The 14642-nt window shown below is 64.7% G+C and carries 14 protein-coding genes and 1 rRNA gene; 10 read left to right on the forward strand and 5 right to left on the reverse strand.

Features of this window, described 5'->3' with window-relative positions; all coding sequences use genetic code 11:
• A 16S ribosomal RNA gene (locus AC1D2F_RS15370) occupies positions 1 to 231 on the reverse strand; the annotation flags it as partial.
• Positions 232 to 1071: 840 nt separating this feature from the next.
• Between AC1D2F_RS15370 and AC1D2F_RS15375 the strand changes: the two genes are divergently transcribed.
• From AC1D2F_RS15375 to AC1D2F_RS15385, 3 genes are all read left to right on the forward strand, one after another.
• Positions 1072 to 1254, forward strand: a complete 183-nt coding sequence (locus tag AC1D2F_RS15375; protein WP_229992870.1) for a PspC domain-containing protein — start codon at positions 1072 to 1074, stop codon at positions 1252 to 1254.
• Between the two features lie 206 nt (positions 1255 to 1460).
• A complete protein-coding gene (locus tag AC1D2F_RS15380; protein ID WP_476967079.1) occupies positions 1461 to 1982 on the forward strand; it encodes a hypothetical protein in 522 nt (173 codons plus the stop codon).
• Positions 1983 to 2074: 92 nt separating this feature from the next.
• Positions 2075 to 2380, forward strand: a complete 306-nt coding sequence (locus AC1D2F_RS15385) for a DUF1905 domain-containing protein (RefSeq protein WP_229992868.1) — start codon at positions 2075 to 2077, stop codon at positions 2378 to 2380.
• A gap of 43 nt (positions 2381 to 2423) precedes the next feature.
• Here AC1D2F_RS15385 and AC1D2F_RS15390 read toward each other — a convergent pair whose 3' ends face one another.
• Positions 2424 to 2891, reverse strand: a complete 468-nt coding sequence (locus AC1D2F_RS15390; protein WP_229992867.1) for a hypothetical protein — start codon at positions 2889 to 2891, stop codon at positions 2424 to 2426.
• A 354-nt stretch (positions 2892 to 3245) separates the two neighbouring features.
• A complete protein-coding gene (locus AC1D2F_RS15395) occupies positions 3246 to 3422 on the reverse strand; it encodes a hypothetical protein (protein ID WP_229992866.1) in 177 nt (58 codons plus the stop codon).
• A gap of 319 nt (positions 3423 to 3741) precedes the next feature.
• On the opposite strand from AC1D2F_RS15395, the gene AC1D2F_RS15400 reads away from it, so the two are divergent.
• Positions 3742 to 5577 (forward strand): AfsR/SARP family transcriptional regulator, encoded by a 1836-nt coding sequence (locus AC1D2F_RS15400; protein WP_476967080.1) that lies wholly within the window; start codon positions 3742 to 3744, stop codon positions 5575 to 5577.
• Positions 5578 to 5706: 129 nt separating this feature from the next.
• On the opposite strand, the gene AC1D2F_RS15405 is transcribed toward AC1D2F_RS15400, so the two are convergent.
• Positions 5707 to 5910, reverse strand: coding sequence for a cold-shock protein (locus tag AC1D2F_RS15405; RefSeq protein ID WP_011690916.1), 204 nt, complete (start codon positions 5908 to 5910; stop codon positions 5707 to 5709).
• Positions 5911 to 6389: 479 nt separating this feature from the next.
• Between AC1D2F_RS15405 and AC1D2F_RS15410 the strand changes: the two genes are divergently transcribed.
• The gene (locus AC1D2F_RS15410) at positions 6390 to 6761 is read left to right on the forward strand and encodes a hypothetical protein (protein WP_476967081.1); all 372 of its coding nucleotides are present in this window, start codon (positions 6390 to 6392) and stop codon (positions 6759 to 6761) included.
• A gap of 201 nt (positions 6762 to 6962) precedes the next feature.
• Positions 6963 to 7340 carry a TfoX/Sxy family protein gene (locus AC1D2F_RS15415; RefSeq protein ID WP_476967082.1) on the forward strand — a complete coding sequence of 126 codons (378 nt, stop codon included), beginning with the start codon at positions 6963 to 6965 and terminating at the stop codon, positions 7338 to 7340.
• Between the two features lie 12 nt (positions 7341 to 7352).
• Here the strand turns inward: AC1D2F_RS15415 and AC1D2F_RS15420 are convergent, their stop codons facing one another.
• Positions 7353 to 8090: a hypothetical protein gene (locus AC1D2F_RS15420; RefSeq protein WP_476967083.1), complete on the reverse strand. Its 738-nt coding sequence runs from the start codon at positions 8088 to 8090 to the stop codon at positions 7353 to 7355.
• 229 nt (positions 8091 to 8319) lie between these two features.
• Here AC1D2F_RS15420 and AC1D2F_RS15425 point away from each other — a divergent pair, with 229 nt between their 5' ends.
• The 4 genes from AC1D2F_RS15425 to AC1D2F_RS15440 all read left to right on the forward strand — a co-directional run bounded on the left by AC1D2F_RS15425 (position 8320) and on the right by AC1D2F_RS15440 (position 14576).
• On the forward strand, positions 8320 to 8898 hold the full coding sequence (locus tag AC1D2F_RS15425; RefSeq protein ID WP_476967084.1) for an HNH endonuclease: 579 nt from the start codon (positions 8320 to 8322) through the stop codon (positions 8896 to 8898).
• Positions 8899 to 9037: 139 nt separating this feature from the next.
• Positions 9038 to 10480: a DUF3375 domain-containing protein gene (locus tag AC1D2F_RS15430; protein ID WP_476967085.1), complete on the forward strand. Its 1443-nt coding sequence runs from the start codon at positions 9038 to 9040 to the stop codon at positions 10478 to 10480.
• Between the two features lie 65 nt (positions 10481 to 10545).
• Entirely contained in the window at positions 10546 to 11172 is a 627-nt protein-coding gene (locus tag AC1D2F_RS15435; RefSeq protein WP_476967086.1) for a DUF4194 domain-containing protein, read from the forward strand.
• Positions 11169 to 14576 carry an ATP-binding protein gene (locus tag AC1D2F_RS15440; protein WP_476967087.1) on the forward strand — a complete coding sequence of 1136 codons (3408 nt, stop codon included), beginning with the start codon at positions 11169 to 11171 and terminating at the stop codon, positions 14574 to 14576. Before AC1D2F_RS15435 ends, AC1D2F_RS15440 begins: the two co-directional genes overlap by 4 nt.
• The last annotated feature ends 66 nt before the right edge of the window (positions 14577 to 14642 follow it).

Raw genomic sequence — 14642 nt, forward strand, 5'->3', positions numbered from 1 at the left:
GTCCATCCAAAACCACAATAAAGCTTTCCACCCCCCACCATGCGATGAGGAGTCATATCCGGTATTAGACCCAGTTTCCCAGGCTTATCCCAGAGTTAAGGGCAGGTTACTCACGTGTTACTCACCCGTTCGCCACTAATCACCGGCGCAAGCACCGGGTCATCGTTCGACTTGCATGTGTTAAGCACGCCGCCAGCGTTCATCCTGAGCCAGGATCAAACTCTCCGTTGAAGTAAAACAGACACAACCTAGGAACCCCGGGAAAACGGGACACCAGGCTGCACAAAATTTGAAACCAGCCAAAAACACCAGACCACACCACGGGGTGGCGGGCCCGGCACATTCAACCAATCCATTACAATAAATTGGTATCAACAAACTTGGCACACTATTGAGTTCTCAAACAACAGACACACCCGGCACCACCACAACCACATTTCGGTCGAGGATCGCTCCGGAGCAACTTTTCAAACTTACCCGATCTTGGGAGTGTTTGCAAATTCGCATTTCTGCGATCTACATTCTCTCAAGAAGGTCCCCACCGTTATTTAGCGCGCAAATTTGCGAACCATTTTCAGGCTGTTTATCAGGGGGTCGGTCGCTTTCTTTCCGCATCAGCGGCGGCGACTCGAATTACTTTACACGCCAGGAGGACCCCGCACAAATCAGGCCGCGGAGGGGGGTGCCATGGGGCAAGAACCCTGAATTGGCGCGGATTACTGGCCCGCGCAAGCCTCCGTCAGGGCGAAGACGCGCACAATAGGGGTTTGTGCACCGCGTCACAGTCCGCAACACTGCCGCCGTCGTGGTCTCGGGGACTCTCCGGCAAGGGGTCAGCGATCCGCTTCAACCCGCTGTTTGGGGTGCGTCGAAGACCAGGGATTCCTCCGGTGCACGGTCAAAGTCCGCAGCTCGTCGACGACAAGGCCGTGTACTGGGGGGAACTCGGCCAATGCGATGCTCCGCCCTCGCTCCTGGCCGGATTGCCGGACGGGTTGTTGTCACAGCAGGAAGGGAAGTTTGGGGCCGCAACCTGTTCTCCTGGCGGGGCCACACTGCTACGTTGGCTGGATGCAACAATCTCTCGTCAGGCCCAAGAACAGCAAGATCATCGCCGGAGTCTGCGCGGCCCTCGCGGACCGTCTCGGTGTCTCCAGGACGCTGGTTCGCCTCGGCTTCGTGTTCTTCGGCCTGTTCGGCGTGGGTGAGCTCGTGTACATCGCGTTGTGGATCATCATCCCCAAAGCTCCGTAGTCGAAGGCCACTAGTGGGTGGCGCACGGCGCCGCCCACGACGTCGGCCCGCAGGCGGGTTGTGCTCCTGCTCCGGGCAGTGTTGGCTTCCAACAAGGCCCGTCGGGAAGTCGACCGGCCACGATACGTCTCGGGGGAAGAGGTAGCGGTCTCATGTCACTTGTTCACGGGCGAAGCAGGCACTGGTGGGGCTGGTCGGGATTCGCAGTGGCTGTCCTCATGGTGACCGGCTGTGCTGAGTCCCATCTGCCGAATGTGGCGGACACGCCTGAAGTGCCAGCAGCAGTGTCCACCGCAACCGCGCCCGCAGGCGTGTCTGCTCCAACCGACGCCGACATCAACGTCGACAAGCTTCCAGCCTTCTATCAGCAGGCGATAAAGAAGATTCCGCACCCGCTTCCCAACGGGGTCGCCTGGCCCGCCAAGGTACCCCCGGGCTTCGACGACCCCAACGTGCATTACGACTCCGCAGGTCGCGGGGAAGCCGTGGCATCAACGTATTGGCTGTGTGCCTGGCAGGGCGAATACCTCGACGCCTTCGAGAGCAGCGAACAGAAGCGGCAGGCTGAGGCGCTGACCATGCTCGATGCCTTCGTCGTCGACCCGTTCTTCACCCAGGTCTTCGTTGATCCCGGTCAGGGATGGAAGCGCGACGTTCTCGACCCCGCAAAAAACGGTGATACGTGGAGGATGAAGTCCCAGCACAGCGATTGCCCGGCGGTCGAATGAGTCCGCCCACTCGTTGATCATCACGGTTGCGCGTTTAGCTAAGGGCCGCCGCGACTACTCAGCCGGCCTCCGCCGCGTGCCATACTCGGAGCGTGACGACGTCGTACGCGTTCCGCGGTGAGCTGTGGCACTACCCCGAGCAGGCCGGCTGGCACTTCATCACGTTGCCGCCGGATCTGGCGGAGGAGCTCAAGGACCAGGCCGCCCCGTTCCGCAAGGGCTTCGGTTCGGTGAAGGTGAGCGCCTGCATCGCCGGGCAGCGTTGGCGGACGTCGCTCTTTCCGGACAGCAAGAGCAACTCGTACCTCCTCCCCGTCAAGAAGGCCATCAGGACCGCGGCCGGCATCCGCGCCGGGGACGAGGTGGACGTGGAAGTCGAGCTGGAGCTCCCGGGCTGAACACGTGTGACGAGCCGCGCGAATGAGCCGGGCGAAGAACGGCTCACCGCGCGGGTGATGCCTCGACAAAGGCCACCTGGGTGGAGTATTGCTGATAGAGCTTGACGGCCTCGTCGATATCGATGTGGCCGAAGTTCAGCGACACCTGCAGCCCCTCCAGCTGGGCACTTGCGGTCTCGGCCGCGCTCACACGGTCCGCCACGGAACGGGACGTGGCAAAATTCGTGGCCAGCGCCGCGGCAACGGAACAGATCACCGCCAGCAGGCACAGCCCTCGCCACACAATTGAGTCGTCGGCCAGGTTGAAGATGTTCGCCACTGCTTCGGTGAACCCCGTGCCCCCGACCGCTGGACCGGCCGCGAACGAGGCGGCCAGCGCGCTGCCCACAATGCTGATGCTCGCCAGGCGCGTGCGCCGCGGTCTTTCCCTGCCGAGGTAGACCTGAAGGTCCCGTTGCTTCTGGTCGATGCGGTTGGACAGCCTCTGCCTCGTATCGGATGTTTCGTCCATGACCTGGTCCCCGGTTCCCTCGCCGATCGTGTCCGCGCGCCTGGAAAGTGGGATCCGACCGTCAGCCGTCCCCGGCTTCACCGGGGTGCCCCCAGCCAGACGGAAGCTCCCGCCCCGTAGCCGCTCCTCCCGAAACGCGCACACGTTTAGAATGCTCCCGCGCCACTGCGAGTGTCTAGACAGTGGGAACCAGACGGCCGGTCAACCACCGACGTCGGCTGCCCACCAAATCGCCGACGTCGGTGTTCCCGGCTGCAGTGGTACCGGCGGCCTCCGCCAGCGCCAGGCGAAGCCACAGGACGACGCGCGGGACCCCCACTTCCGGTGCCGGAAATGGGGGTCGGGCCAGAACGGTCAGCTCTGGAGAGACCGCAGGGATGCGTACGGTTCGCTGGGGAGGTTGCCGGCCTTCCACGGGCGCGTTGACCGAATGGGCGGGGTGTGGCCCCTGCCGTCGCGGACGACCGCAACGACTGTGGCGACGGCTGCGAAGACCAAGAGTCCGGCGAGCAGGATGGCGGCAAATTCCATTTGAGAAACACCTCGGGCGAGTGATGGAGCTGGTTGTTGGGGGCGGCTATTGAGCTGGTGTTGAGGGCAAGCGCCGGGCTGATCCTTGTGGGAGTTACGCGGTGCGGCGCTGGTCCGGAATTCGGTCCTTTTGTGGGGACATGTCCAGTTTGCGCGCGCACCGTGTGAGCCACCGTGTGAGGGTTTTCCGGCCGGATTTCGGCCAGCTACCCGCCCGATTCGGCTCAGTTCAGACACCCGCCGCTCCCCCGCTGACGCCTCACCGCACGCTCACCGTCACCCCCTCCCTCGCGCCCACCAGCGGCGTAGCATGACTCATATGGCCGAGACTTGGATTCGGCTCCTCGGTCCGCCCAGGATCGAGTCCGCTGGCACCGCACTCCGGCAGCCCCGGGGCCGCAAGGCCTGGGCTGTGCTGGCCTACCTCGCGCTTCAACCGGGCGGCACCGGCCGGGCCCGGACGGCGGCGATCCTGTTCCCCGATGCCGAGGACCCCCTCGGCGCCCTGCGCTGGAACCTCTCCGAGCTGCGGCGGACCCTCGGCGCGGAATCGGTCGGCGGCGACCCGCTGCGGCTGGTGTTGCCGGTCGGGTGGAACTGCGATGTGATGGCGGCCCTGACTCCCGCCGGCGGCGCCGACCCCCGCACCTTCGACGGCGAGCTCCTTGAGGGTCTCGCCTTCGCGGACTGCCCCGTGTTCGAGTCCTGGCTCGAGGACCAGCGGCACCGGCTCGAGAACTGCGTGCTCACGATGCTGTATGAGGCCTCGCTCGCAGCGCTGGCGGCCGGAAGGGCGGACGACGCCGTCGACCTCGCCACCCGCGCGCTGCACCTGGACCCCTTCAATGCCGACTGCCACGCCGTGCTGATCAAGGCCCTGGTGTCCCTGGGCGAGTACCGGCGGGCGCGGGAGCAGGCCGACAAATGCCGCGAGCTGTACCGCAGGGAGCTCGGGCTCGGCGTGCCGGCGGAGGTGCGCCGGGCGCTGACAGACGCGGCGCCGCCGGCCGAGCCCGGGCTGCCGGCCAGTGGGGCCGCTGTGCGGTCCTACCTCGATGCCGCCGAGGCGTCGCTCTCGGCAGGCTCGGTGGACCGCGGGCTGGAGCAGTTACGCCTCGCAACCGAGATAGCGCAACGTACCGGCGACCATCATTTGCTCGCCGAATCCCTGGTCACGCTGTCCGGGGCGCTGATCCATCAGGCTGGCGGCCGCGGCGCCGAGGTGGCCGATCTCCTGCACCGGGCTTTGAAATCGGAGGGATTGGATCCGGAAGGCCTGCAGTCGGAGATGCGGAACCCCGGGCGGCCGGCCTCGCGGGTGGCGGCGGCCGCGTACCGGGAGCTGGGATACCTGTCGGTGCAGCGGGGCATTCCGGACCGCGCGGCCGGCTGGCTGGAGCAGGCGGCCCGCGCGGCGGACGGGTTCGACGACGAACGGTCCAGGATCCTGGCCATCCAGGGCATGGCGGCCTCGGACACCGCGCACTACAGCGAGGCGCTGGCGGCGCTGGCCGAATCGACGCGGCTCGCCACCGCCGCGGGCGGCCGCCGTCTGCTGGCGTTCAGCACTGCGCTTACCGGCCGGGTGCATCTGCTCCGCGGGGATCTGGAGCCGGCTGCTGAATGCCTGGATCGGGCCCAGGAACTGATCGCGGCCGAGCACTGGACGGCGTTCGAGCCGTTTGTGGCCGGGCTCCGCGGCGAGACCTTCCTCGCCGCCGGCCGGCTGGACGACGCTGCTCCCCTGATCGACCGCTCGTGGGTGATGGCGGATGTCGCCGGCGACCACTGCTACCTGACCCTGGCCGCCGGGGCCAAGGCCCGGCTCAGTATGGCGCTGAACGACCAGGCCGCGGCCGAGGAGTGGCTGAAGCGTGGCCTCGACACCACCCCCTGGTATCTCTGGTACCGGGCGCGGCTGCTGGACACGGCCGCCGAGGTCGCGATCGACGCCGGATCCCCCGCCGCCGGGGACTACGCCGACCGGCTGGGAACCATGGCCAGCCGCGGCGCACTGCGCGAACTCGTGGTCCGGGCGCACTCGCACCGGGCGGTGCTGGGCGACACCGCCGCCGCGGAGACCATCCCGTGGCTGGCCAAGGACATCGACAACCCGGCGCTCAACACGTACCTGGCGCGGCGCGGCCAGCTCTGAAACGACGGCGGAGGCGCGCCGCCGTCGTCGTCAGCCTCTTGGAGGCGCGGGTGGGTTAAACAAAAAGCAGGGCCCGTCCGAAGACGAGCCCTGCTCGAAACCTAACGGTCCCGGGTATCTAAAAGGAAATTAGATAGCCTGGATGTTGGTGGCCTGGGGACCCTTGGGGCCCTGCTCGGTTTCGAAGGAGACCTTCTGGTTCTCTTCGAGGGAGCGGAAGCCGGAGGAGTTGATCGCAGAGTAGTGTGCGAAAACGTCCTGTGAGGAGTCATCGGGGGAAATGAAGCCGAAGCCCTTTTCAGCGTTAAACCATTTGACGGTACCAGTAGCCATTATTTTTGTCCTTCGTGAAGGTGGAGGAACTGTCCCGACTTTCGGGTCCTCCTGTTTGGGGTGCTCAAAACCGCTGCTTCAGAAGAACATGGTCTTGCAACCATGCGTACTGCCTGAACTACGAACTGCATAAACACAACAACAGGATCAACCATACAGGAGATTCCGGACACCGATTACCACAGCCTGACGGACGTACACATGCCCAAACCGAAAGGCCCTGGCTAGCTATCGTGCTGATCGGCATCTGGTCAGCATTCAGGAAGTCATCGACCACGGTTGTCAGTTCCCGCTTCGCGCGCTGGTGACGCTCCATGCCGGCGAGCACGAAGGCGGGTTCCAGGTGGGGAACTGCGGCCGCGTCTTGGGGTGGCGCTGACCTGGGGATCCGTTACCGCCGCGCACGGGGCGGGGACGGGTCCCCCGGCGGGCGTAGCCGAACCCTTCCGCCATGGACCGTTTAGAAGTTAATCTGGGCCATGGGAATGTTAATTGGGATCGTGATCTTCCTGATGCTCTGGCTCGGCGTGTTCCTGGCCTGCATAATTCTCCCCATCGTGGCCCTCGCCAGGCATAACCGGAGGCGGTCGCAGCCACTGGCGGCGGAGCCGGAGTGGCCGCCACCAAGGGCGAAGTACGCCCCGCCCCCTGTGGTTGGGCTTGTGTCCAAGGTCAGTCCGACTCGTCAGCAGATCGAAGCCGCCGGCCCGGTAGTGGAGCCCAAGTGGTCCGGGACCTACAGGTGGTGCGTCGGCCAGGACAAGAAAGCCTGGGACCGCGACTTCAAGGAAGCCGAGCAACTGGCAGAGGCCAGGCTGGCCCCGCCGGGCCGGGGTCTACATTTTGAGTAGCACGGCCGCGCCGGGATCCCGCGGGTAAGGCGGGATCCCGCGGGTAAGGTGTGCCGCCCGAGGGCTCAGAACTTGTGCTTAGCGCTAGCGGAAGCCGGTCGTAGAGGCAGCGCCTGCAGGCCGACCGCCTGTACCGTGCCGGGCCGCGGGCATATCCTGCAGGAAGACCAGCCCGTGACCCACAGTTATCGGAGGAAGACCATGGAAATGCCCAAAGCGTCCGCCGCCGACAAGGAGCACTTCCGCGCGGTGCTTCCCGACCATCCCGAGGTGATGGTCAAACCGATGTTCGGAAACCTCGGGGCGTTCGTGAACGGCAACATGTTCGCCGGTCTGTTCGGCCCCACCATTGGTGTGAAGTTGGGCGAGGCGGACAAGGAGATGCTCGAAAGTACCGAGCGGACTATTCCGTTCGGGCCGGCCGAGCGCCCCATGGGCGGCTACACCGGATTGCCGGAGATCTGGAATGCCGAGGGCGACGGCGATGAGGCGCGGGCCAAGGCCTGGGTGGAGAAAGCATTCGAGCACGTGGCCGGACTGCCGCCTAAGGAGCCGAAGGTTTCTAAGCCCCGGCCCTAAAAAGTAGAAAGACTAGGGCAGGACGACATTCACGAGTTCTGACCGGCTGCCGGTCTCCAGGTCCTCGGTAAGGGCCAGCGCACCGATCTGGGGGCAGTGATACTTATGCTCCCGTGAGTTCTTTTCAAGCGGCGTCCAGTCGTAGACCCTGACGCAGTCGCTGTACGTGCCTGACTTGGTGGAGACGGTCTCGCCGGTAGCGACGGTGTCCCGCATGTCTTCCGCGTGACCAACGTAAAATTCCTGCCTGTACGAGTCGCCAGGGCGCTGCTCGGCCTTCATCCAGATGCCAGCTTTTGCCCCATCTTTTCCATGGAGAAAGCTGCCGGAGTGGTTCAACAAGATTCCATTGGAGTAGTTGTCCACGTCCTCGCCGAAATACCACACGTCGCCGTTTTTGTGTTGCGCCAGGTAATCCCGGGTTTCCTCTACCAGCTGCCCGTTCTTGTACTCCTTATCTAGATAGACCACCGTCTCAACACCCTCTATGCTCACGGTCTCCGGCAGGATTTCGATCTCGATCCTCTCGGTGACTCTTCCTTGCTCGGTGGTCTCGTAAGTCAGTTTTTTGCCGACAGGGAGGGCGAAGTATTTGTTGGTAATTTCAGTGGTGAAATCTGCCGGGTTGATCTGCGGGTTGTATTCCGCGGCCCTACTCCTTTTTGTGTTATCGAGGACAAATAATGTCGCCCCACCAACAACCAGCAACAGGACGATCACACCAAAGAAGATTTTCGTTCGTCGATTCATGACCTTCCCACTCCTTCTGAGTAGAAATTCCTGTAGGGGGTCAGAGCACCGTTGCTTGCCCATGGCCATAGAAAAAAGGTAGCGGTCCGCACTGAACCAGAACACCCTTGACGAGCACCACGCTTGGAGAGGCACCGCCTCCCCGTAGCGCCGGCGAAGGTACGATCTGTCTCAGCGAGCGGGACGCCGCCCGTCTTCATTTTTCCGGAGTCTTTATGGGGGAGACCAAATGCTTGAATTGAAACGCATCTACTGGACGCGCCAATTACTCCGGTTCGCCATGGCCGCGTTGACGGTGTGGATCTTCGCCGGGGCCGTCCTGTCGCTCGTGACGCGTTCCGGGAATGTAGCTGCGGACCGACGGCCGAATACCGTGACTGCCGTTTTCACGGAGATGTTCGGCGGCGTGCTGGCGGCCGTCGCGCTTCCTGGCGTACTCGCCGTCGTCCTAACCATGATCGTCGCCATCATCCGCGGCCGGGACGTCCGGCGCCGCGACCGTGTCCGGCGCTTCAGCCGCCAGCAGCGCCGCGAAGGCATGTCCCGGGCAGAAGGCCAGTGCGAGATGGAGGCGGGCTTCCGCAGACGTTGCGCCCGTCCTGCGGAACACGGTGACCATTTCTACCCGTGGTCCAAGGGCGGGTCCACGAGCCTGCAGAATTTCGTCGCCGCGTGCAGCAGGTGCAACCGCGCGAAAGGCGCGCAGATCCCGTCGCCCGGCCAGCAGGAAAGACTGGAACGACGACGGCGGACGTACGTAACGCTCGAGGATGCGGTCGCCGTCGGTGAACGGCAGCCCCTCCGCTAGCGACATCCTGCCGTCTTCCGCCATCTGCTATCTGCCGGCGCACGTTGCGGGACGTGGCGACTCCTTGTCCACAGAAAATGTCCGCGGCGCCCTTTAGAGTGAACATAGGACGTGAGGCGGGCAACACCACGAGGACCGGATGGACTACTACGCAATCAACGCCCTGCGCGAAAGCCATGCAGGCTGGTCCCTGCTGCGCGCCCAGAACGCACCGCTCGCCATCTCGTTTTTCATGGCCGCCTTCACCGGCCCCAACCAGCGCAACCTTGGCCGCCAGCAACTCATCGACAGCCTGGACGATGTGCTCTTCGGCCTGCGGGATGCCTACGGCGAAGACAAGTTTCCGCGCCGGGCCTCGGAGTACTTAGACGACTGGGCCGCGCCCGAAAGGGCCTGGCTGCGGAAGTACTACATCCAGGGCCAGGACGAGCCCCGCTACGATCTCACCGCGGCCGCGGAAGACGTTGTCCGCTGGGTGGAGGGCCTGCGTGGACGCGACTTCGTGGCCACCCAGTCCCGGCTCACCAGCATCTTTGCCGTCCTGGAGCGGCTGGTCCAGCAGTCGGAGACCGATCCCGAGGTGCGGCTCGCCGAACTGCAGCGGCAGCGCGATGGGATCGACGCCGAGATGCAGCGGATCCGGGACGGCAACATACGCGTCATGACAGGCCCCGAAGCACTGGACCATTTCCAGCAGCTGACCGCCCTGGCCAAGGACCTCCTCTCGGATTTCCGCGAGGTCGAACAGAACTTCCGGAAGCTGGACCGCCAAGTCCGCGAGCAGATCGCCACCTGGGACGGCACCCAGGGCGAGCTCCTGGAATCGATCTTCGCAAACCAGCAGGACATCAGCAGCTCCCTGCAGGGGCGTACATTCCAGGGCTTTTGGGACTACCTCATGTCACCGGAGTCCCGGAGAAAACTGCAGGAACTCCTCCAGCGCGCCACCCAGATCGAGGCCCTTGCCCACGCGGACAACCTCCACGCCGTGGTGAACCTGCACCAGGACTGGTTGCCCGCCGTCGAACAGACCCAGGGCACCGTCCGCCAGCTGTCCCAGCAGATGCGCCGACTGCTCGACGACAAGGTGTTCCTTGAGAACAAGCGCATCATGCAGCTCATCCGGAGCATCGAGTCCGGTGCCCTCGCCACCCGGGAGCAGCCGCCGTCGGGGGACTTCATGACCATTTCGGCCCCGTCAGTGGACATTACGCTGCCTTTCGAACGGCCGCTGTATGAGCCGAGCCGGCGGGTGATGGTGGACGACGACGTCCTCACGGCCGACGACGCGGACGTGGACGCCGGCGCCCTGTTCAGCCAGTTCCACGTGGACAAGGAACGACTCAAGGCCAATATCGACGCAGTCCTCGCCGAGGCGGAACAGACCACCCTCGCGGAGGTCACCGCCGCCTACCCCGTCTCGCAGGGCCTGGCGGAAATTGTGACCTACTACCAGCTGGCCACAGAGTCGGACTGGGCGAGCATCACGCCGGACGCCCTGCAGCAGGTTTCGTGGCAGGCCCCGGACGGCAGCATCCGCGAAGCGACCATCGATCAGATCATCTTCGGAAGGCCAGCATGAACCCGGCGTCGAATTCCCCAAGCACTGCGGAAACGGAAAGCCGGACACCCGAGGAACTTCCCGGTGTGGTCACCCGGCTTTTCAAGGGTGTCCTCTACGCCGAAGGGGACGAGAAGCTCTGGCAGTCGCTGCTGGGCCTGTCCTCCCAGGTCCGCGACTACGTTTCCGTGCTGGGTCTGGACCTGATCCTGGACGAATCCGAGGGCTACGCGTTCCTGAAGTCGCGCGAGGACCCCGATAGCAATCTCCCCCGGCTGATTCCGCGGCGGCAGCTGACCTTCAACGTCAGCCTGTTGCTGGCCCTCCTGCGCGGCCGGATGCTGGAGTTCGACACCAACAGCAGCGAGCTCCGGCTCATCATGACCGAGCAGGACATCGCGGACATGGTCGCCGTCTTCCTGCCCGAATCCAGCAACGAAGCCAGGATCATGGACCGGCTCGCCACCGACATCAAGAAGGTGGTGGACTTCGGTTTTCTGCGCAAACTCCGCGGACAGCCCGGCACATACGAGGTGGCCCGAATCCTAAAGGCGTTCGTGGACGCCCAGTGGCTGGAGGAGTTCGACGCGCGGCTGGCGGACTACCGAGCGACCCTTTCGGGAACAGGGCTTTCGGGAACAGGCCTCGCCGGAGCGGCGCCCGCCAGCGCCGGAACACCGGACGCCAGTGCCGCGGAGGAGGACAGCAAGTGACAGCTGACCTGCAGGACACCCTTTTCAGCCTGGAAGAAAAGACGGACGACGCCGCCACTCCCCCGGGCTTCCGGCTGCACCGTTTGGAGCTGCTGAACTGGGGCACGTTCCACCAGGGCGTGCGGACGTTCCGGCTGGACGGTGCCAACAGCCTCCTTACCGGTGACATCGGCTCCGGGAAGTCGACCGTTGTCGACGCCATCACCACCCTGCTGCTGCCGGCGAACCGGATCGAGTACAACAAGGCGGCCGGCGCGCAGAAGAAGGAGCGCTCGCTGATGTCGTACGTGCGCGGCTTTCACAAGAGCACGCGCAGCACGGGCGGCGAGTACTCCAAGCCGGTGGCACTGCGGGGCACGGGCGCCCTGACCGTAGTGCTCGCCGTTTTCCACAATGCCGTGCTCAACAAGTCGGTCACCCTGGCCATCACGCTGTGGGCAACCCAGGAAGCGGGCCAACCCAGCCGCTTCTACTCGCTTGCTGAGGCGGATCAGTCCATCGCGGCGGACTTCTCAAACTTCGGGCAGGACCCCGCGAAGTTGAAGAAGAAACTCCGCGCTGCCGGTGCAGCCGTCCATGACACCTTCGAGCCCTACGCAGCAGCCTTCAAGCGGCAGTTCGGGATCAGCGGCAACCAAGCCATGGAACTGTTCCACCGCACGGTGTCCATGAAGCAGGTGGAGAACATCACCTCCTTCGTGCGCACCAACATGCTGGAGGAAGACAACGTCGGCGAGCGCATCGGTAACCTCATCCACCATTTCGACGACCTAAAAAAGGCCCACGACGCGGTGCTGCGGGCCAAGGACCAGATCACGCTGCTGACTCCAATCAAAGGGGGCGCAGCACAGCACGCGCAGCTGAGCCGTGAGGACGAGCTGGCGCGCCAGCAGCGGGACCAGCTGCATCCCTGGTTCACGGACCGGAGGCTGCAGCTGAGCCTGGAACACCAGTCGGAGCTGACACGCACCGGGGAACGGCTCCAGGAAGACGGCACGAAACTGCGCACCGCAATCACCGGGAAGCGGCACGAGCTGTCCGCCATCCAGGAGGACGTCCGCACCAACGGCGGCGGCCGGCTGGCGGCCATCGACGCTGACGTTGCACGGCTGACTGACCAGTCCCGGACCCAGCGGCAGCGCTTCGAGACCTACACTGCAGCAGCCAAGGACGTGGGACTTCGGACCCCGGAAGACCGGGTGCTGTTCGACGCGAACCGGGCACGGCTCGGTGAGGTCGAATCGCAGCTCGGCAACCAGTCCAATGAGCTGCAGGAAGACCGAACGAAGCTCTCCATTACCCGCACCGAACAGACGGCCCGGCTGACCGAGATCGGCGCCGAACTGCGCAGCCTGCAGTCCCGACCCAACCTGCTGCCGCTCCCCCAGCTGGAGCTCCGCCGACGGCTGTGCGATGGAACGGGAATCGCGGAAACCGCGCTGCCGTATGCCGGCGAACTGCTGCGGGTCCGCGACGGCGAGGGCGCGTGGGAGGGCGCAGCGGAACGCACACTGCACGGCTTCGCTCTGTCCCTGCTGGTCCCGGCAGAACACTATGCGGCGGTCAGCAGTTGGGTGGATGCCAACAACCTGCGCGGCCGGCTGGTCTACCTGAGGATCGGAGAGTCCCCCGCGGCCAGGACGGCGGAGCCGCGCACCCTGGCCGCGAAGATCGCCATCAAGCCGGGCACGCCGTTCCGCAACTTCCTGCTGGATGCACTCGCCACCCGGTTCGACCACGTCTGCTGCGACACCCTCGAGGACTTCCGCCGCTACCCGCAGGCGCTGACGGTCAACGGTCAGCTCAAGGGCGCCCGGGGCAGGCACGAAAAGGACGACCGGCGGGAGCTGACGGACCGGCGCAACTATGTGCTCGGCTGGGACAACCACGACAAGATCAGTCGCTTCCTCGCCGAACAGGACGAAGTCAAGGGCCAGCTCGTGGTCACGGAGACCCAGCTGAAAAAGGTCAACGCCTCCCTGGGCGATCTGGGCAGGCAGAACCAGCAGCTCGGTATCGTACGCGGGGTGGCCGACTTCAGCGAGATCAGCTGGCAGCTCACGGCCCGGCGGATCGAAGAGCTCAAGGCGGAAACGCTCGAGCTGGAGACCGCCAGCGACGTCCTGAAACAGCTCACGGCCAAGGAGGCCGCCGTGGCTGCGGACCTGGAACGGCTCGAGGACAAGGCCGGCAGGCTGCGCGAGCGCCTGGGCGCCAACGAGAAGGACGCCAAGGACATCTCGGAAGCGATCGATGAGTGCCGCGGCATTCTCGCGGAGACTCCCTTGACGGACGACGGCGGCGTGCTGGCCGCCGTCGAACAGCTCACCGCCGCCGCGCTCGGGGACAAGGCGATCACGTACAAGAACACCGGCACGGCGGAAAGCTCCGTCCGCTCCGGACTGACGGATACCATCGATGCGCTGTCCAAGCGCATTGCGCGGGCGGCGGAAAGCACAGTCCGGCTGATGGCGGATTTCCGCAACAAGTACCCCAACGAGACCACGGACATCGACGCCGCGCTCGAGGCCGCCGCGGACTACAACCGGCTGCTGGAACAGCTGGTCAGCAATGACCTCCCCCGGTTCGAGGCGCACTTCAAGGAATCGCTGAACCAGAACACCATCCACGAGGTGGTGGCGTTCAACGCATTCCTGGACAGCCGGCGGCAGGACATTGTGAACCGGATCGGCGAGATCAACCAGTCGCTGGCCGGGATCGAATACAACCCGGGCCGGCACATCCAGCTGGAGCATCAGAACACGTCCGACCAGGATGTGCGCGAGTTTGGAGTTGACTTGCGGGCCTGCTCGGAGGGGACCATCGGCGACGAGGACCAGTACTCGGAGCAGAAGTATCTGCAGGTGGAGCGGCTGATCGAGCGCTTCCGGGGCCGCGAGGGCCTGACGAATTTGGATGAACGGTGGACCGCGAAGGTCACGGACGTCCGGAACTGGTTCACCTTCTCCGCGTCCGAAAAGTGGACCGAGACCGGCGAGGAGTTTGAGCACTTCACGGATTCCGGCGGCAAGTCGGGCGGTCAGAAGGAGAAGTTGGCCTACACGATCCTCGCCGCGGCCCTGGCGTTCCAGTTCGGGCTGGCTTCCGGCACCGGGAACGGGGCTGGGGGCGCGTCCAAGAATGCGGGCGGCGGCCGCAGTTTCCGGTTTGTGGTGATCGACGAGGCGTTCGGGCGCGGGTCGGATGAGTCCGCGCGGTACGGGCTGCAGCTGTTCCAGCGGATGAAGCTGCAGCTGCTGATCGTCACCCCGTTGCAGAAGATCCACGTGATCGAGCCCTTTGTTTCGCATGTGGGGTTCGTGGCGAACACCACCGGCGACGACTCGCAGCTGCGCAACATGACCATCCAGGAATACCGGGACGAACGGGACCGGCGTGCCTAAGCGGCGTCCCGAGGGCCCCGAACCGAGCTTGCGGGGTTTGGGAAGGGACCTCCGCGCTGATGGGCC

This window comes from Arthrobacter sp. P1_B3 (genome assembly GCF_056406615.1).

Coding starts and splice junctions, on each gene's coding strand:
- AC1D2F_RS15430 (WP_476967085.1), top strand. CDS start 9,038: ATGGACTACTACGCAATCAACGCCCTGCGCGAAAGCCATGCAGGCTGG.
- AC1D2F_RS15390 (WP_229992867.1), bottom strand. CDS start 2,891: ATGGACGAAACATCCGATACGAGGCAGAGGCTGTCCAACCGCATCGAC.
- AC1D2F_RS15425 (WP_476967084.1), top strand. CDS start 8,320: ATGCTTGAATTGAAACGCATCTACTGGACGCGCCAATTACTCCGGTTC.
- AC1D2F_RS15400 (WP_476967080.1), top strand. CDS start 3,742: ATGGCCGAGACTTGGATTCGGCTCCTCGGTCCGCCCAGGATCGAGTCC.
- AC1D2F_RS15395 (WP_229992866.1), bottom strand. CDS start 3,422: ATGGAATTTGCCGCCATCCTGCTCGCCGGACTCTTGGTCTTCGCAGCC.
- AC1D2F_RS15415 (WP_476967082.1), top strand. CDS start 6,963: ATGGAAATGCCCAAAGCGTCCGCCGCCGACAAGGAGCACTTCCGCGCG.
- AC1D2F_RS15405 (WP_011690916.1), bottom strand. CDS start 5,910: ATGGCTACTGGTACCGTCAAATGGTTTAACGCTGAAAAGGGCTTCGGC.
- AC1D2F_RS15375 (WP_229992870.1), top strand. CDS start 1,072: ATGCAACAATCTCTCGTCAGGCCCAAGAACAGCAAGATCATCGCCGGA.
- AC1D2F_RS15410 (WP_476967081.1), top strand. CDS start 6,390: ATGGGAATGTTAATTGGGATCGTGATCTTCCTGATGCTCTGGCTCGGC.
- AC1D2F_RS15420 (WP_476967083.1), bottom strand. CDS start 8,090: ATGAATCGACGAACGAAAATCTTCTTTGGTGTGATCGTCCTGTTGCTG.